The sequence below is a fragment of the Amycolatopsis sp. NPDC088138 genome, from assembly GCF_044741685.1.
In the GTDB taxonomy this organism is placed as follows: Bacteria; Actinomycetota; Actinomycetes; order Mycobacteriales; family Pseudonocardiaceae; genus Amycolatopsis.
This window is the reverse complement of sequence record NZ_JBIUTB010000005.1, coordinates 238,080-258,137: the sequence shown is the minus strand read 5'-3', so window position 1 is coordinate 258,137 and position 20,058 is coordinate 238,080. Positions and strand designations below refer to the sequence as shown.

Genomic DNA, 20,058 nt, shown 5'->3' with positions numbered 1-20,058 from the left:
CTAACTGGATAGTTACAAGGTAGCTCCGGCCGAAGAAGTAAGTCAATGGTTAGTTACTTCACAGGGAGACCAGCGCATCGCGACCACGGGCCGCGGAGTCTGGCACGATCGGGCCGTGGCCCGGACCCGGCGGATGCGCGCGCTCGCGATGCTCGGCGCCCTGCTCACGTTCGCCGCGCTGCTGACCGGGTGTTCGTCCGGCTTCGCCGGCCTGCGGCTGCGGATCGCCGCCGGCAACGCCAACGGGGTCTACGACAAGCTCGCGCAGACCCTCGCCACGGCCTGGCAGTCCGGCCTCGACATCGACCGGCCCGAGGTGCTGCAGACCCAGGGCTCGCCCGACAACGTCAACAAGGTCCTGGCCGGTGCCGCCGACGTCGGGTTCGTCGCCGCCGACGTGGCCGCCGACAACTACAAGCAGAACCCGGGGCTGGCGACGCTCGCCCGGATCCACGACGACTACCTGCACATCGTCGTGCGCACCGACTCCGAGATCCGCTCCGTCGCGCAGCTGCGCGGGAAGCGGATCGCGATCGGGTCCCCCGCCTCCGGCGTCGAGTACATCGCCAGCCAGCTGCTCAAGGCCGCCGGCCTGAACGGCTCGGTCAGCACCACCACCCGCGGGCTCGACAACTCGGTCAAGGCGCTGCTGGACGGCGACGTCGACGCGTTCTTCTGGTCCGGCGGGCTGCCGACACCGGCGATCGCCGAGCGCAACGACACGCGGTCGCTGCGCCTGCTCGACATCGCCGACCTGATGCCGAAGATGCAGGAGATCAACCAGGTCTACGGCACCGCGTCCATCCCGGCGAGCACGTACAACCAGACCGGGCCCGTCACGACGCTGCTGGTGCCGAACTTCCTCGTGGTGCCCCGGTCGATGCCCGACGACGTCGCCGAAGCGCTGGTCCGCGGCCTGTTCGCCGCCCGCGCGGAGCTCGCGCGGGCCAACCCGGCGGCGTTGTCGATCGACGTCCACCCGGGCATCGAGACGCAGCCGATCCCGCTGCACCCCGGCGCGCTGCGCTACTACCGGTCGCAAAAGGACTGACGGGTCAGGCCACCGGGAAGGTCATCGTGATCCGGAGGCCGCCGCCGTCGGGCAGGTCGAGGGCCAGCTTCCCGTAGGAGTGCGCGACGATCTCGCTGACGATCGCCAGGCCGAGCCCGGACCCGGGCACGTTCTGGTGGGCGCTGCTGCGCCAGAACCGGTCGAGCGCCCGGTCGAGCTCGTCGGGCCGCAGGCCGGGGCCGTGGTCGCGGACCGACAACGTGACCTCACCGCCTTCGCGGGCGACGACGATCCGGATCTCGGTACCGGCGGCGGTGAACTTCAGCGCGTTGTCCAGCAGCGCGTCGAGGATCGTCTCGGCGCCGCGCGGCGGCATCCGCACGCGGACGTCGTCGCCGGTCACGTCGACGACCAGCCGCACGTCCCGCGCCTCGCCGACGACCGACCAGTCGGCGACGCGCTCGGCGACGGCCTCGGCGAGGTCGAGGGGGTCCAGTTCGCCACCGGAGGCCTCGGCGCGGGCCATCGACAGCAGGCCGTCGAGGATCTGGTGCAGCCGGCCGGCGTCGATCCGGGCGGCTTCGAGGTCCGAAGCCGCGGCCTCGTCTTCGACGTGGCCTTCGAGGTTCCCGAGCCGGATCTTGAGCGCGGTCAACGGGTTGCGCAGCTGGTGCGACGCGTCGGCGACGAACACCCGCTGCGCCTCCAGCGCCCCGGACACGCTCTCGGCCATCCGGTCGAAGGACCGGCCGAGCTGACGCAGCTCCGGCGGTCCGCCGCCCTCCCCCACCGGCTCGGCGGCCCGCCCGCTGACCACGGACGCGACCAGCGCGCCGGTCGCGTCGTCGAGCCGCTTCACCGGGCGCAGGATCCACCGGACCACCGGGATCGCCACCGCCAGGGCCAGCACGAACGCGAGCACGCCGCCCGCGGTCAGCACCAGGAACCACCACAGCACGTCGGTGCGCGCGGCCGTGGTGTCCGAGATCGTCACCACCGCGCCGCGCACCTCGCCGTCGGCGAGCACCGGCTCGGCCAGCACCAGCGGCTCGGTGTCCCACGGCATCAGCATCCCGCCGGGCTGCGACCGGCGGCCGGCGAGCGCGTCGTGGACCGGGCCGGTGATCCGCGCGGCCCGGACGTCGATCCGCGCGGCGCCCGGGCCGGGCACGGTGTCGACCGCGTTGCCGTCCTGGTCGAAGACGACCACCTGCACGCCGTACACCTCGGTGTAGCGGCGCAGGTCGGGATCGAGCAGCTGCGGCTTGTTGTCCAGCAGCGGGCGCTGGGCCAGCGACGCGAACCGCGCGGTGTCGGTGAGCCGGTCGAGGAAGAGGTCCTGCTGCGCGCCCGAGGCGATCGTCGTGGCGAGCGGGATGCCGAGGCCGAAGACCAGCAACGCCACCAGCGTCAGCACGATGCCCTGCAGCCGGACGCGCACCCGTCAGCTCCGGGCGGCCTGGCCGCCGAGGCGGTAGCCGACCCCGCGGACCGTCTCGATCAGCGCCGGGCGGCCGAGCTTGGTCCGCAGCGTCGCGACGTGGACGTCGAGCGACCGGCTCTCCGCGGGCCCCCGGTGCCCCCACACCTCGGTGAGCACGTGCTCGCGCGAACAGACGTTGCCGCGCGCGCCGGCCACCAGGGCGAGCACCTGGAACTCCTTGCGGGACAACGCGATCGCCTGCCCGTCGACCAGCACCTCGTGCCGGGACAGGTCGACGCTGACGTCCCCGACCCGGATCACCACCGGCTCGGCGGGCGCGAGGTGCTCGCCGCGGCGGCGGCGCACCGCCTCGACCCGGGCCATCAGCTCTTCGACGTCGTAGGGCTTGACGAGGTAGTCGTCGGCGCCCGCGCGCAGGCCCTGGATCCGGTCGTCGACCTCCCCGCGGGCCGAGACCACGATGATCGCGACGTCGCTGACCGCGCGGATCTGGCGGCAGAGCGTCACGCCGTCGATGTCCGGCAGCCCCAGGTCGAGCAGGATGACGTCGACCTCGTGCACCCGGTCCAGCACGCCGGCCCCGGACGCGAGCCGCGCGATCGCCAGGCCGCGCCGGGTCAGCGCCGGGATGAGCGCACCCGCGACCCGGTCGTCGTCCTCCACCAGCAGCACCCGCACCCCGTCCGCCCTCCGCGTGACCTGCTTCACCCCAGCCGGTAGCGAAGAACTCTAGGACGTCGCCGCGGCGGCCGCACCGGACACCCGGATGGTGACTGTCCGTGATTTCGGCTCGACGGAGGTCACAAAGGCATCAATACTCGCCAAAAGGACATCGATACCCACTTGAAACCCTAAGTATTGCTCAAGCAGCCTTGCCAACCGGTACGGCAACGGTAGGTTTCCGCCATCGCGTGGTGACCCACACCCACTTGCCGGTACGAACAGCTCTGGAGGCCAGATGACCGCGGACGTGGCGGCGCCGATGATCAAGGCGTCCGCCGTGAACAAGTACTTCGGCGACCTGCACGTGCTCAGGGAGATCACGCTCGAGGTACCTCGCGGCCAGGTCGTGGTGGTGCTGGGCCCGTCCGGGTCCGGCAAGTCGACGCTCTGCCGGGCGATCAACCGGCTCGAGCCCATCAACTCGGGTGAGATCGCCGTCGACGGCACGCCGCTGCCGGCGGAGGGCAAGGCGCTGGCCGCCCTGCGCGCCGACGTCGGCATGGTGTTCCAGTCGTTCAACCTGTTCGCGCACAAGACCATCGTCGAGAACGTGATGCTGGCGCCGACGAAGGTCCGCAAGGCCTCGAAGGACGAAGCCCGCAAGACGGCGATGGAGCTGCTGGAGCGCGTCGGGATCGCCAACCAGGCCGACAAGTACCCGGCGCAGCTCTCGGGCGGCCAGCAGCAGCGCGTCGCCATCGCGCGGGCGCTGGCCATGCGGCCCAAGGTCATGCTGTTCGACGAGCCGACCTCGGCGCTGGACCCGGAAATGGTCCAGGAGGTCCTCGACGTGATGACGGGCCTGGCCAAGGACGGCATGACCATGCTGGTCGTCACGCACGAGATGGGCTTCGCCCGCCGGGCAGCCGATCGGGTGATCTTCATGGCCGACGGCGAGATCGTCGAGGACACGACGCCGGAAGAGTTCTTCTCCGCGCCGAAGAGCGAGCGCGCGAAGGACTTCCTCGGCAAGATCCTCACCCACTGAGAAACACACTGAGTGCTTTCCTCCGGCCCGAAGCCGGACGAGATTCGGAAGGAACCTGAGAGACGATGCGGTTTAGTCGAGTTCTGCAGACGGGTGCGGTCGTCATGGCCGCCGGTCTGGCCCTGGCGGCCTGCGGCGGCGGGTCCGGCAGCAGCGGCGCGAGCGGCGACAAGAACCTGGTCCAGCGGGCCAAGGACAACAAGAAGCTGACCATCGGCATCAAGTTCGACCAGCCGGGCCTCGGCCTGAAGAAGCCGGACGGCACCTACGCCGGCTTCGACGTCGACGTCGCGAAGTACATCGCGAAGCAGCTCGGCGTGGAAGAGTCGGGGATCACCTGGAAGGAAGCGCAGTCCGCGCAGCGCGAGGACCTGATCAAGAAGGGTGAGGTCGACTTCATCGTCGCCACCTACTCGATCACCGACAAGCGCAAGAACGACGTCTCCTTCGGCGGCCCCTACTTCATCGCCCACCAGGACCTGCTGGTGCGGTCGGACAACACCGACATCACCGGCCCCGAGTCGCTGACCGGCAACAAGAAGCTCTGCTCGGTCAAGGGCTCGACCCCGGCGCAGAACGTCAAGACGAAGTACGCCAAGGACGTCCAGCTGCAGGAGGTCGGCAAGTACACCGACTGCGTGACCGCGCTCCTCAACGGCACCGTCGACGCGATGACCACCGACGACGTGATCCTCGCCGGTTACGCCGCACAGCAGCCCGGCAAGCTGAAGCTGGTCGGCAAGGGCTTCTCCGACGAGAACTACGGCGTCGGCCTGAAGAAGGACGACGCGGACGGCAAGGCCGCCGTCAACAAGGCGATCCAGGCCATGGAGCAGGACGGTTCCTGGCAGAAGTCGCTGGAGACGAACGTCGGCCCGTCGGGCTACAAGATCCCGGCCGTGCCGACGATCGCGCCCTGACCCGAATCCGCAGTTGAACGGTGCGCCGCGAGCCGCGGCGCACCGTTCCCCGTTCCGAGGCCAGGTTGGACAACAGTGTTCGATTTCCTCAGCAATCCTGACTACAACCTCGTCGACGCGTTCTGGACGACGATCCAGCTGACGTTCTTCTCGGCGATCGGCGCGCTGATCTGGGGCACCATCCTCGTGGGCATGCGCGTCAGCCCGGTACCGATCATGCGCGGCTTCGCCACGGTGTACGTGAACATCTTCCGGAACACCCCGCTGACCGTGATCATCATCTTCACGTCGCTGGGCCTGTCCTCCACGCTGGGCATCAACCTGGCCCCCGCCGACTCGCCCACCTCGCTGGCCGACAACGCGTTCCGGCTGGCCGTGCTGGGCTTCATCGTCTACACCGCGACCTTCGTGTGCGAATCGCTGCGGTCGGGCATCAACACCGTCCCGGTCGGCCAGGCCGAGGCGGCGCGGGCGCTGGGCCTCAACTTCGTGCAGGTGCTGAGCCTGATCGTGCTGCCCCAGGCGTTCCGCGCGGTGATCGCGCCGCTGGCGAACGTCCTGATCGCCCTGCTGAAGAACACCACCGTCGCCTCGGTGATCGGTGTCGCGGAGGCGTCGCTGCTGATGTCCACGATGGTGGAGAACGAGTCCGACTCCCTGTTCTACGTCTTCATCCTGTTCGCCCTGGTGTTCGTCGCGCTGGTACTGCCACTCGGCCTGCTGCTCGGCTGGGTCGCCAAGAAAGCCGAGGTCAAGCGATGAGCACGCAGTCCGTCCTCTACGACGTCCCCGGCCCGAAGGCCCGCACCCGCAACTGGCTCTACTCGGTGCTGTTCGTGCTGGTCCTGCTGGCCGTGGCGTACTTCGTCTACGACCGCTTCAACGAGAAGGGCCAGTGGGCGGGCGCGCTCTGGAAGCCGTTCGTCGAAGGGTCGACCTGGACCCAGTTCCTGCTGCCGGGCCTGGTCAAGACGCTCGAAGCGGCCGCCCTGTCCATCGTGATCGCGCTGCCGATCGGCGCCCTGCTGGGCATCGGCCGGCTGTCCGAGCACCGGTGGGTGCGGATCCCGGTCGGCGCCGTGGTCGAGTTCTTCCGGGCCATCCCGGTGCTGCTGCTGATGGTGTTCGGGGCGTCGTTGTACGCCTACTACACCAGCATCGACTCGGACAGCCGTCCGCTGTTCGCGGCCGTCACGGGCCTGGTGCTCTACAACGCCTCGGTGATGGCGGAGGTGTTCCGGGCCGGGATCCTGTCGCTGCCGAAGGGGCAGACGGAGGCGTCGTCGGCGCTGGGCCTGCGCAAGACCCAGACGATGGTCAGCATCCTGCTCCCCCAGGCCGTCACGCTGATGCTGCCGGCGCTGGTCAGCCAGCTGGTGGTCATCCTCAAGGACACCGCGCTCGCCGGGCAGCTGACGATCGGCTACGACGAGCTGATCCGCGGCTCCGGGCCGATCACCGGCAACTTCAACAACACGATCCCGACGCTCATCGTCATCGCGATCATCTTCATCACGCTCAACCTGCTCCTGTCGTGGTTCGCCTCGTGGCTGGAGCGGAAGCTGTCGCGGCGCAAGAAGGCCCCGCGCGGCGCCAAGCCGATGGACCAGCCGCCGGCGGCGGTGACGGCGGCGACCGACTTCGCCACCGGCAACAGCTCGGCCTGATCCTCCGATCACCGGAAGCGGGCAGGTGCGGAACTTTCGCGCCTGCCCGCTTTTTTCGTCCACCCCATCGAGGGTTGTCGTACTCGGGGGTCACCCCTAGCGTCGGGCGCATGGGTGTCGCACTGGTGACCGGAAGTTCCCGGGGGCTCGGCCGGGTGATCGCGCGGCGGCTGGCCCGCGACGGGTTCGCGGTGGCGGTGAACGCGCTGCACGACGACCCGGACCTCGAGGTCGCCGCCGACGAGGTCCTCGCCGAGGGTGGCAAGGCCGCCGCCTTCGCCGCCGACGTGACCGACCGGCGCCAGGTCGGCGAGCTGGTCGACGGGGTGACGGCGCTGCTGGGCCCGATCGAGGTCCTGGTCCTCAACGCGACCGGCCCGCAGCCGGACGGCCTGGTGTCCGAAGTGGACTGGCCGGATCACCTGGCCGAGCTGGATTTCTTCGTGCGCTCGCCGGTGCTGCTCGGCCACGCGGTGCTGCCGGGGATGCGATCCCGCGGCCACGGCCGGATCGTGCACGTCGATTCGGAGCAGGCGGACCGCCCGCCGGTCGGCCGCTCGGCGTACGCGACGGCGAAGGCGGCCCAGGTGGGCTTGGCCCGCGCGTGGGCGCGCGAGCTCGCCCCGGACGGCATCACGGTCAACACGGTCGCGCCGGGTTTCATCCCGGTGGAACGGCACGCGAACGTCCCGGAAGCCGAACGCGCGGCCTACCTGGCCGGCGTCCCGATGGGTCACCTGGGCAACCCGGACGACGTGGCCGCGGCAGTGAGCTTCTTCGCCTCGAAGGACGCGGGCTTCATCACCGGCCAGCGGCTGCGAGTGGACGGCGGCCGCGCGCTCGGCTGACGTGGCACAGCCCCTGCAAATACAGCGTGCGCCGCATCCGCTTCCACCACCCGGCTCATCACCAGACAGCGACTACCAAGCCCACCGCAGCCGCGCGCTCAGCTGACCGGGCGCAGCCCCGCGGACCCTGCAAACCCTGCGTGAGCCACACCCGCTTCCACCACCCAGCTCATCACCGAGCAGCGGCTGCCAAGCCCACCGCAGCCGCGCCTCGGCAGACCCGCCGCAGACCCTGCAGACACAGTGTGGCCCACAAACGCTCCACCACCCGGCCAAGCAGCTCAGTCACCGATCAGCGGCTACCGGCCCACCGCAGCCGCGCCCTCGGCAGACCGCCACAACCCCGCAGACCCCGCAAACACAACGTGGCCCACAAACGCTCCACCACCCGGCCAAGCAGCACAGTCACCGATCAGCGGCTACCGGCCCACCACGGCCACGCCCTCGGCAGACCGCCACAACCCCGCAGACCCCGCAAACACAACGTGGCCCACAACCGCTTCCACACCCAACCAAGCAGCCCAGTCACCAGACAGCGGCAGCCGAACCCACCGTAGCCAAGCGCCCAGTTGGCCTCCCGCAACCCCACGACCCAGCAAACCCAGCGTGCGCCGCAACCACTTCCACCACCCAACCAAGCAGCCCATCACCAGACAGCGGCAGCCAAACCCACCGCAGCCGCGCCCTCGGCTGACCCGCCGCCCACCAAACACAGCCCGGGCCACACCCGCTTCCACCACCCGGCCAAGCGACTCATCACCGATCAGCGGCTGCCGGTCGATCGCGCGGCCGATTGACCTGCAGCACCACCAGCACGCCGAGGACCAGCACCAGGGCCAGCGTCAGCGCCGACCACATCGCGACGTGCAGCTGCAGCATCCCGCCCGCGAAAGCGCCCACCAGCATCGCCGCCACCGCGACCACCTTCCGCAGCGGGTGCGACCCCTGACCACCCGCGGCCTTCGAGTCCGCCGCGAAGCCCGTCAGCGTCATCGTGAGCACCGTGGTCGTCAGGTCCGGGGCGCCGATGCGGCGGACCGCCGCGTTCTGCAGGCCCATCGCCACGCCCAGCACCACGATCAGCAGCTCGCTGCCCAGCCGCGTGCCGCTGCCCAGCGTCGCCGACAGCACGACCGCCACCGCGACCAGCAGCGCCTGGACGGCCGTCGCCTTCCGCAGCACGCCGTGGTCCTCCTCGACGCGGGCCAGCCGCCCGCCGGCGAGCGCGCCCAGCAGGAACGCCGCGACGGCCGTCAGCGACGCCACCACCGACAGCGTCGTCTCGCCCGCCGCCGCGAACCCGAGGAACACGACGTTGCCGGTCATGTTCGCCACGAACACGCGGCCCAGCCCGAGGAAGCTGACCGCGTCGACCACCCCGGTCACGACGGTCAGCGTCAGCAGCAGCACCGCCAGGTCCCGCGGTTTCGTCTCAGCCATGCGGGCAGTCAACCACCCGGCGCGTGAACGCGCGGTCGCCGAGCGCGTCGGTGCTGTCCACGAACTGGTCGATCGCCCCGATGGGTGACGAACCGCCGGACAGCGCCGACGCGAACCGCCCCGCGTGGATCACCCGGAACGGCCGGTCGAAGAACGTGCTCACGCGCGGCTCGATCGGCGCGGTGAGCCCGAGCGCGTTGTGGGCCTCCGCGACGGTCTCGTACGCCGTCACGAGGTGCCGCTCCCGCTCCCGCCAGGTCGTCGAGGCGAGCGCCGCGGTGAGCGACGGCGTGAGCGTCCCGGCGACCGGCAGCCGCGCGAAGGCGCTGCCGAGCCACTTGCTGTACGGCGGGTACCGGCGCGCCATCAGCAGGCACAGCCGCATCAGGTCCCGCACGAGCCGCGCCGCGACGACGGCCGAGCCCAGTTCGTCGCCGGCTTCCCCGCACCGCCCGACGAACGGCTCCTCCTGTTCGATCCGCCGCCACTGGCACGCGAGGACGTACCGCCAGACGTCGTCCGGGTACCAGGCGACGTTCCGCCGCAGCGCTTCCAGCCCGAGGTCGTCGTGGAACACCGCGCCGCCGGTGAACTCGGCGAAGACCTGGGTCGGGGTGGCGAGCCAGTCACGGCGCTCCGGCCGTCGCGGGTCGAAGCCGAGCGTGCCGCGCGTCCAGTCGCCGAGCGTCGCGACGATCAGCTTCGCCGGGTGGCCGAGGAACGTGCCCGGCACCGGAACCTCGCGGACGCGGGGCAGGAACAGCTGGACGCGCGCGGTCCAGTCGTGGTCGGCCGAGCGTTCCGTGTCGAAGCCGAGGACCTCGGAGCCGGGGCCGAGCAGAGCGGCGCTGTGGGGCTCGCCGTCGACCAGCGGGCGCACCACGGCCGTGTAGAACCGGCGCGAGAGTTCGATTCCGGAAATGAACGTCATATGGCCATTCTGACTTACTAACGTGCGAAGCGCGCTTCATTGTGCGAAGCTGCTTCGCAGCGCTTCGCGGGCGGAACCTGTTGTCACACAGGCAGAACACTCACATCCCTTCCGGTGAATCCCCGCGCGGCACGCGGCATTTTGTCGGTGGTTGCCTTTAGCGTGCGAGCATGACCGAAAAGAGCACGGTGCGCACACGGGAGATGGGCATCGAGTTGAAGACCCAGCGCGAAGCGAAACAGATGTCGCTTCGCGAGCTGGCCCGGCGCGCGGACTGGTCTGCGTCGAAGGTGTCCGGCTGGGAGAACGGCCGCCGCATCTCCCCGATCGACGCGGCGATCTACCTGGCCAACTGCGGAACCAAGGCCCCGGAACGGAACAGGTTGCTGGAACTGACGAAACCCCCGAGCGACCGGTACTGGGTGCGGCCGTACTTCAGCGAGCTCGTCGATCCCGCGAAGTCCCTCATCGTCCAGGAGAACCTCGCGACCCGGGTGATCTCGAACAGCCCGACGGCGCTGCCCGGCATGCTCCAGACCGAGGACTACGTCCGCACCCTCTACGAGATGTCCGGCCGGTACACCACCGACCGGCTCCAGCTGCTGATCCAGGCGAGAAGGGACCGGCAGGAGCTGCTGCAGCGGACGAACCCGCCCGACTGCCTGTACTTCGTCTACGAACACACCCTGCGCTCGATCCTGCGCGACCCGGCCCTGATGCACGAACAGCTGCAGTCCCTCGTGCTCGCCACCAACCTGCCCCACTGCACCATCCGGGTCGTGCCCGCTTCGGCGCCGCCCTACCACCTGATCGGCAGCCGGTTCACGATCATGGAGTTCGCCGAACACCCCGCGGTGGCCTACGAGGAAAGCTTCGCCGCGGGCCTGTTCGTCGACGACCGGGTCGCGGTCGAAGCGTTCTACGTCCTGCGCACCCGCCTGGAGCAGGTGGCACTGTCCGAACGGGAGTCCCGGGAGTTCCTCATCCGGCTGACCGAGGAGTTCGATCTCATGACCGGCTGACCACACGCGGCCCCGCCCCTTCCCCATCATTCCCGTGCGCCGACAGCCTTTCCGTCGTGCCAGACCGTCCGGACCCGACCCGGCAGGTCGGTCACGTCGAGGTCCGTGCCGTCGAGCAGCACCAGGTCGGCCCGCAACCCGGGCTCGATGCGGCCGCGGTCGCCGTCGAGGCGCAGCAGCCTCGCCGCCTCGCTGGTGGCCGCCTTCAAGGCCACCGCGTCGCCGAGGACCGCGGCCAGCAACCGCAGCTCGGTCGTCAAGTCGACATGGGGGCGCGGGGCGAGGTCCGAACCCGCGGCGATGCGGACACCCGCCTCGGCGGCGAGGTGCACCGACCGGCGGTGGTCCGGGGCGAACTCGCTGCCGCTGATCGGCGACAACGTCGGCACGTACCAGGTTTTCCCCAGCGCGGCAACGGATTCGTCGTCCAGGAAGGTGCCGTGCTCGATGCTCCGCGCCCCCGCGCGGGCCGCCGACACCACGGCGGCGGACGTGTGCGCGTGGGCCATGACGTCCCGCCCGCACCGGCGAGCCTCGTCGACCAGCGCGACGAGCTCCTCGTCGGTCGGGCGGACGTCCACGCCCTCGCGGACCGCCCGCATCGCGCCGCTCGCGCCGAGCTTGATCCAGTCCGCCCCGGCGCGCACCATCCGGCGGACGGCCGCGCGGGCCGCGTCCGGCCCGTCGAACACCGGGTCCGGCAGCGACGGGTCGCCGTAGTGGTCGACGGCTCCGGCGGCCGGCTCCCAGCTGTCCCCGAGGCCGCCGGTCGGGCCGAGCTGGCGCAGGCTGACCAGCACGTCCGGGCCGGTGATCCAGCCTTCGCGCAGGGCGTGCTTGAGGCCGGCGTCGGCGCCCCAGGCGTCGCGGACGGTGGTGATCCCGCGGGCGAGCAGCCCGCGCAGCACCGGCACGGCTTCGAGGATCCGGGCGCTGCGCGGCAGCGGCTCGGGCCGCGGGAACGCGACGTGCACGTGGCAGTCGATGAGCCCGGGGATCAGCAGCCCGCCCGCGCAGTCGACCCGCCCGTCGCCGTCGAGCCCCGGGCCGACCTCGGTGATCCGGTCACCCTCGAGCCGGACGTCCGCGCGGGTCGTCTCCCCGGTTTCGGGGTCGAGCACCCGCGCGCCGGCGAGCAGCGTCACGAGAGTTCCTTGTGGTAGACGAGGAAATCGCACGGTGTGGCCAGCGACGGCGCGAGGTGCGGGTAGTCCTGCGCGAGGTCGGCGCGGTGGGTCACGCGGTAGCCGAGGCGGTCGTACCACTCGGCGAGGAACTGCTTCGACGGATGCGTCCACTCACGTGGCACAAGCAGTTCGAGCTGCATCCGGCGGCAGCCCGCGTCCCGGCTCGCCCGCTCGGCGAACCGCACCAGCTCCCGGCCGATGCCGGCACCCCGCCGGGCCGGGTCCGCCGCGAGCATCCCGAACTCGCCGGTGGACTCGTCGAGCCGCTGGACCCGCACCGAACCGGCGAAGTCACCGTCGGCCCGTGCGACCGCGATCTCCCCCGCCCGCACGAACCCGGCCACCTCGCCGGCGGACGTCCGGTCGGTGCTCCCCTGCCACAGCCCCTTCTCGGACTCGGCGTAGACCTGGTTGACCAGCGCGGTGATCCGGTCGATCAGGGCCAGGTCGCCGGCCGCGGACGGGGGCAGCAGTTCGATCTCCATGCCCCCAGCCTGTCACGCCAGGGCGACGATTTCCGCCGCGAACCCGGCGAGACCCGGTTCCCGCCGCTCACACGCCCGCGCCAGCCGGGCGACGTCGGCGGCCCAGTCACCCGTGGCCCGGTCGGCCGAGCCGATCCGCGCGAACCCGCGGTCGAGCAGCCCGCGCGCGTCGCCGAACCGGCCGCGCGCCACGGCTTTCACCGCACCGAGTGCGTTGGCCAGCGCGCTTTCCGGCCGCGACCACTCGTCGTCGGCGGCCGGCGCGGGAACGTCGTCGGCCGCGGCCGTCCGGACGTCGAGATCGAGCCGCCAGAACAACGGCACGCGCTCGAACCGGACGAAGACGAGCCGTTGCACCGGCGAGTGCAGGAAGTCCGGCGAGAACCGCACCGAAGCGACCGGCTGCACCTCGGACAGCACCGGTGCCACGTCGAGACAGCCAGGGAACGCGACCGACGGCACCAGCCACTCGACGTCGATGTCGCTGTAGCCGTCCGCCGTCCCGCGGGCCAGTGACCCACGCAAAGACGCTCGCGAACCGGGTTGGGCGGCTTCGAGAGCGGCCAGCACCCGGTTCGCGAGCGTCAGTCGAGCGAGCGTCACTGATCCCGTCGGAAGAGCTTGTTGCCCAGCCAGACGATCGGGTCGTACTTGCGGTCCGCCACGCGCTCCTTCATCGGGATGAGCGCGTTGTCGGTGATGTGGATGCCCTCCGGGCAGACCTCGCTGCAGCACTTGGTGATGTTGCAGAGGCCGAGGCCGTGCTCCTCCTGGGCCGCGTCACGCCGGTCGGCGACGTCGAGCGGGTGCATCTCCAGCTCGGCGATCCGCATCAGGTACCGCGGCCCCGCGAAGGACTCCTTGTTCTCCTCGTGGTCGCGCACCACGTGACAGGTGTTCTGGCACAGGAAGCACTCGATGCACTTGCGGAACTCCTGCGAGCGCTCGACGTCCACCTGCTGCATCCGGTAGTCACCGGGCTTCAGGTCGGCGGGCGGGGTGAACGACGGGATCTCCCGTGCCTTCGTGTAGTTGAAGGACACGTCGGTGACCAGGTCGCGGATCACCGGGAACGTCCGCATCGGCGTCACCGTGACGACCTCGTCCTCGGTGAACGTCGACATCCGCGTCATGCACAGCAGGCGCGGCTTGCCGTTGATCTCCGCCGAGCACGAACCGCACTTGCCCGCCTTGCAGTTCCAGCGCACCGCGAGGTCCGACGCCTGCGTGGCCTGCAGCCGGTGGATGATGTCGAGGACGACCTCGCCCTCGTTCACCTCCACCGTGAAGTCCTGCAGCGCGCCGCCCGTGTCGTCGCCGCGCCAGACCCGGAAACTCGCCTTATAGCTCATTCCTTGCTCCCGCCGGGGTGCGTTTCGAGTTCTCCGTCGGTGTAGTACTTGCCGAGCTCGCCGAACTCGAACAGCTCCAGGAGGTCCTGCCGCAGCGGCAGCTGCTCCTTGACCGTGACGCCGACGTCCGGCACCACCGGGTTCTCCCCCGGCGACGACGCGCACACGAGAAGCTTGTGGCGCCACTCGGGATCCATGCCCGGATGGTCGTCGCGGGTGTGGCCGCCGCGGCTCTCCGTCCGGGTCAGGGCCGCCTTCGCGACGCACTCGCTGACCATCAGCATGTTGCGCAGGTCGATGGCGAGGTGCCAGCCGGGATTGAACTGCCGGTGCCCCTCCACGGTGACGCGCAGGATCCGGTGCCGCAGTTCGGACAGCTTCACCAGCGCCTGCTCGATCTCGCCGGCCTTGCGGATGATGCCGACCAGGTCGTTCATCGACTGCTGCAGCTCGGTGTGCAGGGTGTAGGGGTTCTCGGCCGTCGCGCCCTCCGGCGGGTCGAACGGCGCCAGCGCCATCTTCGCCGCGGCGTCCACATCGGACTGCGCGACCGCGGGCCGGTCGGCCAGGCCGTGCACGTACTCGGCGGCGCCGAGCCCGGCGCGGCGGCCGAACACCAGCAGGTCCGACAGCGAGTTGCCGCCGAGCCGGTTGGAGCCGTGCATGCCGCCCGAGCACTCGCCCGCGGCGAACAGGCCGGGCACGCTCGACGCGGCCGTGTCCGGGTCGACCTCGATGCCACCCATCACGTAGTGGCAGGTCGGGCCGACCTCCATCGCCTCCGCCGTGATGTCGACGTCCGCCAGCTCCTTGAACTGGTGGTACATCGACGGCAGCCGCTTCTTGATCTCCTCGGTCGGCAGCCGGCTGGCGATGTCGAGGAACACGCCGCCGTGCGGGGAACCGCGCCCCTCCTTGACCTCGGAGTTGATCGCGCGGGCCACCTCGTCGCGCGGCAGCAGGTCCGGCGTGCGCCGGTTGTTGTCCGCGTCGGCGTACCAGCGGTCGGCTTCCTCTTCGCTCTCCGCGTACTGGCCCTTGAACACCTCGGGCACGTACTCGAACATGAACCGCTTGCCCTCGGAGTTCTTGAGCACACCGCCGTCACCGCGCACACCCTCGGTGACGAGGATGCCCTTGACGCTCGGCGGCCAGACCATCCCGGTCGGGTGGAACTGGACGAACTCCATGTTGATCAGCTTCGCGCCCGCCCGCAGGGCCAGCGCGTGGCCGTCGCCGGTGTACTCCCACGAGTTCGACGTCACCTTGAACGACTTGCCGATGCCGCCGGTCGCGAGCACGACCGCCGGCGCGTCGAACAGGATGAACCGGCCACTCTCCCGCCAGTAGCCGAACGCGCCGGCGATGGCGCCATCGCTGGTGAGCAGCTCGGTGACCGTGCACTCGGCGAAGACCTTGATCTTCGCCTCGTAGTCCCCGGTCTCGGCGAAGTCCTCCTGCTGCAGCGAAACGATCTTCTGCTGCATCGTGCGGATCAGCTCGAGCCCGGTCCGGTCACCGACGTGCGCCAGCCGCGGGTAGGTGTGCCCGCCGAAGTTGCGCTGGCTGATCCGCCCGTCCGCGGTGCGGTCGAACAGGGCGCCGTAGGACTCGAGCTCCCAGACGCGGTCCGGCGCCTCCTTGGCGTGCAGCTCGGCCATCCGCCAGTTGTTGAGGAACTTGCCGCCGCGCATGGTGTCGCGGAAGTGGACCTGCCAGTTGTCGTTCGAGTTCGCGTTGCCCATCGACGCGGCGCAGCCACCTTCGGCCATCACCGTGTGCGCCTTGCCGAACAGGGACTTGCACACGACCGCGACGCGGTAACCGCGTTCGCGCGCTTCGATCACCGCGCGCAGGCCGGCACCACCGGCACCGATCACCACCACGTCGTAGCTGTGCCGTTCGACCTCGGTCATGTAGGAATTCCACCTCGGAAAATGGGGACGTCGTTGTCGGGAGGGGCGGGGACGGTCAGTTCACGAATCTCAGGTCCGCGATCGCCCCGCTGGCCACGAGCATGACGTAGAAGTCGGTCAGCACCAGCGTGCCGAGCGTCGTCCAGGCCAGCGCCATGTGGCGGGTGTTGAGCTTGGTCACCTGGGTCCAGATCCAGTACCGCACCGGGTGCTTGGAGAAGTGCTTCAGCCGGCCGCCGGTCACGTGCCGGCACGAGTGGCAGGACAGCGTGTACGCCCAGAGCAGGACCACGTTCGCGAGCAGGACGACGTTGCCCAGGCCGAAGCCGAAGCCGCCGGTCTTGCCGTGGAACGCCATGATCGCGTCGTAGGTGTTGACCAGCGACACGATCAGCGCCACGTAGAAGAAGTAGCGGTGGACGTTCTGGATGATCAGCGGGAGCCGCGTCTCACCGGTGTACTTCGCCTTCGGTTCCGCGACGGCGCACGCCGGCGGGGAGAACCACACCGCCCGGTAGTAGGCCTTGCGGTAGTAGTAGCAGGTCAGGCGGAACCCGAGCAGGAACGGCAGCACGACGAACCCGAGCGGGATGAACCCGGGCAGGTCGCCGAACCAGTGGCCGAAGTGGCTCGAGCCCTCGACGCAGGAGGTGGACAGGCAGGGGGAGTAGAACGGCGTCAGGTAGTGGTAGTCCGGCACCCAGTAGGCGGTGCGCACGAACGACCGGACCGTCGCGTAGATGATGAAAGCGCCCAGCCCGAGCACGGTGAGCAGGGGCTGGAGCCACCATCGGTCGGTCCGCAGGGTGCGTTCGGCGATCCGGGCCCGCTTGGGGGACCGGACGCCGGTGCCGACGCCGTTGTCAGCGGGAGCGCTCACCGCTGGTCGCGCTTGTAGCCGCCGACGCCTTCGTCGTCCGCGCCGTGCCAGAGCGCCGGGTCGTACGGCGTGTCGGGAACTTGGACGCGCTCCGCGGCCTTCGCCTGCGTCGGTACCGCGAGCGGGGTGCCGTCGAGGTCGGCGGTGTCGATGTCGAGGCGCTCCACGTCGTTGGCGAGGCGGCGGACGGCCGAAGCGTCGCCGTAGCGCGAGCGCAGTGCGCCGACGCACTGCCTGAGCTGACCGATGGTTCGCCGCAGCTCGGCGATCTCGGAGGTGGACATCATGCCTCCCGTGTGGTGGGGCCGGCCGAGCCGGTCGGCGATCTCGCCAAGACCGACTCTGCCGTTCGTAGTGCAGTGTGACAAGTAGCACATTAGCTAAGTAGGGGCGTGATCGGGGTCACTGGGGTTGATCTTCTGAATCGATTTTGATTCGGTGTTCGCGGCGGGTAGTGTGGCCAGCGTCACGACCCAGAGGCGCCAGCGCTGCCGTCCCGCGGACCACCACTCACCAGTGATCCGGAGCCGGACATGAGCCACACCTCCACCACATCACCCCAGAAGACGCCACTGCACCGAGTCGTCGCCGACGTCACCGCGCGCATCACCGGGCGCAGTGCCGCCACCCGCGCCGCCTACCTCGCCCGCACGGCCGCCGCGCACGAAGAGGGCCCGGTCCGCCGCGGCCTCGCGTGCAGCAACCTCGCCCACGGCTTCGCCGCCATGGAAGGCGCCGACAAGGAGGCGCTGCGGGCCGCGCGCGCCCCCGGCGTCGCCATCGTCTCCTCCTACAACGACATGCTGTCGGCCCACCAGCCGATGCAGGAGTACCCCGCCTGGCTGAAGAAGGCGGTAAGGGGTGCGGGCGGGGTCGCCCAGTTCGCCGGCGGGGTGCCCGCGATGTGCGACGGCATCACCCAGGGCCGCGCCGGCATGGAGCTGTCCCTGTTCAGCCGCGAGGTCATCGCGATGTCGACGGCGATCGCGCTGTCGCACGACATGTTCGACGCGGCCCTCCTGCTGGGCGTCTGCGACAAGATCGTGCCCGGCCTGCTGATCGGCGCCCTGTCCTTCGGCCACCTGCCGGCGGTTCTCGTGCCGGCCGGGCCGATGAACTCGGGGCTGCCGAACAAGGAGAAGGCGCGCGTCCGCCAGCTCTACGCCGAGGGGCTCGCGACCCGCGAAGACCTGCTCGACGCCGAAGCCGCGTCGTACCACTCGGCCGGGACCTGCACGTTCTACGGCACCGCCAACTCGAACCAGATGGTCGTCGAGGTGATGGGCCTGCACCTGCCCGGCGCCAGCTTCGTCCAGCCCGGGTCGACGCTGCGCCACGCCCTGACCGAAGAAGCCGGGCGGCGCGTCGTCACGCTCTCGCGCGGTGAGGGGTACACCCCTGTCTCCCGGATCCTCGACGAGAAGGCGTTCGTCAACGGTGTCATCGCGCTGCTGGCCACGGGCGGGTCGACCAACCACACGATGCACCTGGTCGCGATCGCCGCGGCCGCCGGCATCCAGCTGACCTGGGACGACTTCTCCGACCTCTCGGCCGTCGTGCCGCTGCTGGCGCGGGTCTACCCCAACGGCAGCGCCGACATCAACCACTTCCACGCCGCCGGCGGCATCCAGTTCCTGGTCGGCACGCTGCTCGACGCCGGGCTGCTGCACGAGGACGTGCACACCGTGGCCGGGTTCGGGCTGCACCGCTACCGGGCCGAGCCGATCCTGTCCGACGGCGAGCTGGTCTGGCGCGACGTGCCGATCCGCAGCCTCGACGAGGAGGTGCTGCGCCCGGCGTGGCGCCCGTTCGCCGCGGACGGCGGGCTGCGGATGGTCGAGGGCAACCTCGGCCGCGCCGTGGTCAAGGTGTCCGCCGTGGCGCCCGAGCACCGGGTCGTCCAGGCGCCGGCGCGGGTGTTCACCACGCAGGAGGCGTTCAAGGCCGCGTTCGAGGCGGGCGAGCTGGACCGCGACGTCGTCGTGGTCATCCGGCAGCAGGGTCCGCAGGCCAACGGCATGCCGGAGCTGCACGGGCTCACCCCGGCGCTGGGGGTGCTGATGGACCGCGGGCACCAGGTCGCGCTGCTCACCGACGGCCGCATGTCGGGCGCGTCGGGCAAGATCCCGGCGGCGATCCAGGTGACGCCGGAAGCCGCGGTCGGCGGCCCGATCGCCCGCATCGCGGACGGTGACGTCGTCCGGCTCGACGCCGGTGCGGGCAGCCTCGACGTGTTCGTCGGTGACGAAGAACTCGCCCGCCGTGAACTTGTGGACTCCCCGCCGTCCGAAGCATCCTGGAGCGGCACCGGCCGAGAGCTGTTCGCCGCGTTGCGCCGCGGGGTCGGCCCCGCCGACCAGGGCGCATCGGTGTTCGGAGGGCTGACGCCGGAGCACTTCGGCATTCCCACGCACACTCTGGAAACCCAGGAGGTCGGTCAGTGACCACCGGTCAGGACCTGCTCGAGCTGTCCCCCGTGATGCCCGTCGTGGTGATCGACGACGCCGACGACGCGGTACCTGCGGCGCGAGCCCTGCTCGCCGGCGGGATCGGCGTCATCGAGCTGACCCTGCGCACCCCGGCGGCGCTGTCGGCGATCGAGCGCGTCGCGGCCGAGGTCCCGGACATCGTGATCGGCGCCGGCACGGTCACCTCGCCGGGCCAGGCGAAGCAGGCAGCCGACTCGGGCGCGAAGTTCCTCGTGACGCCGGGCTGCACGGACGCCGTCCTCGACGCCTGCTTCGAGACCGGGCTGCCGTTCCTGCCCGGCGCGGCCACGGTGTCGGAGGCGATGCGGCTGGCCGAGCGCGGCCTCACGGCATTGAAGTTCTTCCCGGCCGAAGCGTCCGGCGGCGTCGCGTACCTGAAGTCGATCGCGGGTCCCCTGCCCGGGCTGAAGTTCTGCCCGACGGGCGGGATCACGGTGGCTTCGGCGCCTTCGTACCTCGCGCTGCCGAACGTCGGCTGCATCGGCGGTTCCTGGCTGACGTCCTCGCTCGCCACCCGCGATTTCGCGACGATCGAGAAGCTGGCCGCGGAAGCCGCGAAACTGTAGCCGAGATCACCTGCAGCAATTCCCTCCCCGAACGGCCGAACCCGCGTCCCGGATCCCGGGAGCACCGTTCCAGCGTGCTGGAACGGTGCTCCGAGGGAGTGAGGCGGGCGTCATGGGTTCGGCCGTTCGTCCCAGTCAGCGGGCATTCGCGCGCACGGTCGGTGATTTACCACCTGTTATCGTTCCGC

The 20,058-nt window shown here is 70.4% G+C and carries 20 protein-coding genes; 9 read left to right on the top strand and 11 right to left on the bottom strand.

Annotated features, from left to right (window positions below):
• Nucleotides 1–115 precede the first annotated feature (115 nt).
• The gene (locus ACIOD2_RS27705) at nt 116–1,051 is read left to right on the top strand and encodes a TAXI family TRAP transporter solute-binding subunit (RefSeq protein WP_400543983.1); all 936 of its coding nucleotides are present in this window, start codon (nt 116–118) and stop codon (nt 1,049–1,051) included.
• Nucleotides 1,052–1,055: 4 nt separating this feature from the next.
• Here the strand turns inward: ACIOD2_RS27705 and ACIOD2_RS27700 are convergent, their stop codons facing one another.
• The gene (locus ACIOD2_RS27700) at nt 1,056–2,453 is read right to left on the bottom strand and encodes a sensor histidine kinase (protein ID WP_400543980.1); all 1,398 of its coding nucleotides are present in this window, start codon (nt 2,451–2,453) and stop codon (nt 1,056–1,058) included.
• A 3-nt stretch (nt 2,454–2,456) separates the two neighbouring features.
• Nucleotides 2,457–3,134, bottom strand: coding sequence for a response regulator transcription factor (locus ACIOD2_RS27695; RefSeq protein ID WP_400543977.1), 678 nt, complete (start codon nt 3,132–3,134; stop codon nt 2,457–2,459).
• A 304-nt stretch (nt 3,135–3,438) separates the two neighbouring features.
• Between ACIOD2_RS27695 and ACIOD2_RS27690 the strand changes: the two genes are divergently transcribed.
• The 5 genes from ACIOD2_RS27690 to ACIOD2_RS27670 all read left to right on the top strand — a co-directional run bounded on the left by ACIOD2_RS27690 (nt 3,439) and on the right by ACIOD2_RS27670 (nt 7,602).
• Complete coding sequence (locus ACIOD2_RS27690) at nt 3,439–4,167, top strand: amino acid ABC transporter ATP-binding protein (protein ID WP_400546124.1); 729 nt, start codon at nt 3,439–3,441, stop codon at nt 4,165–4,167.
• Between the two features lie 65 nt (nt 4,168–4,232).
• Nucleotides 4,233–5,087, top strand: coding sequence for a glutamate ABC transporter substrate-binding protein (locus ACIOD2_RS27685; protein ID WP_400543974.1), 855 nt, complete (start codon nt 4,233–4,235; stop codon nt 5,085–5,087).
• Between the two features lie 75 nt (nt 5,088–5,162).
• Complete coding sequence (locus ACIOD2_RS27680) at nt 5,163–5,849, top strand: amino acid ABC transporter permease (RefSeq protein WP_400543971.1); 687 nt, start codon at nt 5,163–5,165, stop codon at nt 5,847–5,849.
• Nucleotides 5,846–6,754 (top strand): amino acid ABC transporter permease, encoded by a 909-nt coding sequence (locus tag ACIOD2_RS27675; protein ID WP_400543968.1) that lies wholly within the window; start codon nt 5,846–5,848, stop codon nt 6,752–6,754. The genes ACIOD2_RS27680 and ACIOD2_RS27675 overlap by 4 nt, the downstream gene beginning before the upstream one ends.
• Before the next feature lie 110 nt (nt 6,755–6,864).
• Nucleotides 6,865–7,602, top strand: a complete 738-nt coding sequence (locus ACIOD2_RS27670; RefSeq protein ID WP_400543965.1) for an SDR family NAD(P)-dependent oxidoreductase — start codon at nt 6,865–6,867, stop codon at nt 7,600–7,602.
• A gap of 756 nt (nt 7,603–8,358) precedes the next feature.
• On the opposite strand, the gene ACIOD2_RS27665 is transcribed toward ACIOD2_RS27670, so the two are convergent.
• Nucleotides 8,359–9,042: a YoaK family protein gene (locus ACIOD2_RS27665; protein ID WP_400543962.1), complete on the bottom strand. Its 684-nt coding sequence runs from the start codon at nt 9,040–9,042 to the stop codon at nt 8,359–8,361.
• Nucleotides 9,035–9,973: a DUF4037 domain-containing protein gene (locus tag ACIOD2_RS27660; protein WP_400543959.1), complete on the bottom strand. Its 939-nt coding sequence runs from the start codon at nt 9,971–9,973 to the stop codon at nt 9,035–9,037. The genes ACIOD2_RS27665 and ACIOD2_RS27660 overlap by 8 nt, the downstream gene beginning before the upstream one ends.
• A 170-nt stretch (nt 9,974–10,143) precedes the next feature.
• On the opposite strand from ACIOD2_RS27660, the gene ACIOD2_RS27655 reads away from it, so the two are divergent.
• Nucleotides 10,144–10,995, top strand: coding sequence for a helix-turn-helix domain-containing protein (locus ACIOD2_RS27655; RefSeq protein ID WP_392774548.1), 852 nt, complete (start codon nt 10,144–10,146; stop codon nt 10,993–10,995).
• Between the two features lie 26 nt (nt 10,996–11,021).
• Here ACIOD2_RS27655 and ACIOD2_RS27650 read toward each other — a convergent pair whose 3' ends face one another.
• Genes ACIOD2_RS27650 through ACIOD2_RS27620 form a run of 7 tightly spaced genes read right to left on the bottom strand, consistent with a single transcriptional unit; the run spans nt 11,022 to nt 17,099 of the window.
• Complete coding sequence (locus ACIOD2_RS27650; RefSeq protein ID WP_400543956.1) at nt 11,022–12,140, bottom strand: amidohydrolase family protein; 1,119 nt, start codon at nt 12,138–12,140, stop codon at nt 11,022–11,024.
• A complete protein-coding gene (locus ACIOD2_RS27645; RefSeq protein WP_400543953.1) occupies nt 12,137–12,667 on the bottom strand; it encodes a GNAT family N-acetyltransferase in 531 nt (176 codons plus the stop codon). The genes ACIOD2_RS27650 and ACIOD2_RS27645 overlap by 4 nt, the downstream gene beginning before the upstream one ends.
• Before the next feature lie 12 nt (nt 12,668–12,679).
• Complete coding sequence (locus ACIOD2_RS27640) at nt 12,680–13,270, bottom strand: hypothetical protein (RefSeq protein WP_400543949.1); 591 nt, start codon at nt 13,268–13,270, stop codon at nt 12,680–12,682.
• Nucleotides 13,267–14,019, bottom strand: a complete 753-nt coding sequence (locus ACIOD2_RS27635) for a succinate dehydrogenase/fumarate reductase iron-sulfur subunit (RefSeq protein WP_400543946.1) — start codon at nt 14,017–14,019, stop codon at nt 13,267–13,269. Before ACIOD2_RS27635 ends, ACIOD2_RS27640 begins: the two co-directional genes overlap by 4 nt.
• Entirely contained in the window at nt 14,016–15,935 is a 1,920-nt protein-coding gene (locus ACIOD2_RS27630; RefSeq protein ID WP_400543943.1) for a fumarate reductase/succinate dehydrogenase flavoprotein subunit, read from the bottom strand. Before ACIOD2_RS27630 ends, ACIOD2_RS27635 begins: the two co-directional genes overlap by 4 nt.
• A 55-nt stretch (nt 15,936–15,990) precedes the next feature.
• Nucleotides 15,991–16,815 (bottom strand): hypothetical protein, encoded by an 825-nt coding sequence (locus tag ACIOD2_RS27625; RefSeq protein ID WP_400543940.1) that lies wholly within the window; start codon nt 16,813–16,815, stop codon nt 15,991–15,993.
• Entirely contained in the window at nt 16,812–17,099 is a 288-nt protein-coding gene (locus tag ACIOD2_RS27620; protein WP_247063001.1) for a hypothetical protein, read from the bottom strand. Before ACIOD2_RS27620 ends, ACIOD2_RS27625 begins: the two co-directional genes overlap by 4 nt.
• A 249-nt stretch (nt 17,100–17,348) precedes the next feature.
• Between ACIOD2_RS27620 and edd the strand changes: the two genes are divergently transcribed.
• Entirely contained in the window at nt 17,349–19,259 is a 1,911-nt protein-coding gene (gene edd / locus ACIOD2_RS27615; RefSeq protein WP_400543936.1) for a phosphogluconate dehydratase, read from the top strand.
• Nucleotides 19,256–19,870, top strand: a complete 615-nt coding sequence (gene eda / locus ACIOD2_RS27610) for a bifunctional 4-hydroxy-2-oxoglutarate aldolase/2-dehydro-3-deoxy-phosphogluconate aldolase (RefSeq protein ID WP_400543933.1) — start codon at nt 19,256–19,258, stop codon at nt 19,868–19,870. Before edd ends, eda begins: the two co-directional genes overlap by 4 nt.
• Nucleotides 19,871–20,058 lie beyond the last annotated feature (188 nt).

What these genes read in the sequence shown, in the direction of transcription:
- ACIOD2_RS27690 (WP_400546124.1), top strand. Translation starts at nt 3,439, where the DNA reads ATGATCAAGGCGTCCGCCGTGAACAAGTACTTCGGCGACCTGCACGTG.
- ACIOD2_RS27685 (WP_400543974.1), top strand. Translation starts at nt 4,233, where the DNA reads ATGCGGTTTAGTCGAGTTCTGCAGACGGGTGCGGTCGTCATGGCCGCC.
- ACIOD2_RS27675 (WP_400543968.1), top strand. Translation starts at nt 5,846, where the DNA reads ATGAGCACGCAGTCCGTCCTCTACGACGTCCCCGGCCCGAAGGCCCGC.
- ACIOD2_RS27670 (WP_400543965.1), top strand. Translation starts at nt 6,865, where the DNA reads ATGGGTGTCGCACTGGTGACCGGAAGTTCCCGGGGGCTCGGCCGGGTG.
- ACIOD2_RS27665 (WP_400543962.1), bottom strand. Translation starts at nt 9,042, where the DNA reads ATGGCTGAGACGAAACCGCGGGACCTGGCGGTGCTGCTGCTGACGCTG.
- ACIOD2_RS27660 (WP_400543959.1), bottom strand. Translation starts at nt 9,973, where the DNA reads ATGACGTTCATTTCCGGAATCGAACTCTCGCGCCGGTTCTACACGGCC.
- ACIOD2_RS27655 (WP_392774548.1), top strand. Translation starts at nt 10,144, where the DNA reads ATGACCGAAAAGAGCACGGTGCGCACACGGGAGATGGGCATCGAGTTG.
- ACIOD2_RS27645 (WP_400543953.1), bottom strand. Translation starts at nt 12,667, where the DNA reads ATGGAGATCGAACTGCTGCCCCCGTCCGCGGCCGGCGACCTGGCCCTG.
- ACIOD2_RS27635 (WP_400543946.1), bottom strand. Translation starts at nt 14,019, where the DNA reads ATGAGCTATAAGGCGAGTTTCCGGGTCTGGCGCGGCGACGACACGGGC.
- ACIOD2_RS27630 (WP_400543943.1), bottom strand. Translation starts at nt 15,935, where the DNA reads ATGACCGAGGTCGAACGGCACAGCTACGACGTGGTGGTGATCGGTGCC.
- ACIOD2_RS27620 (WP_247063001.1), bottom strand. Translation starts at nt 17,099, where the DNA reads ATGTCCACCTCCGAGATCGCCGAGCTGCGGCGAACCATCGGTCAGCTC.
- edd (WP_400543936.1), top strand. Translation starts at nt 17,349, where the DNA reads ATGAGCCACACCTCCACCACATCACCCCAGAAGACGCCACTGCACCGA.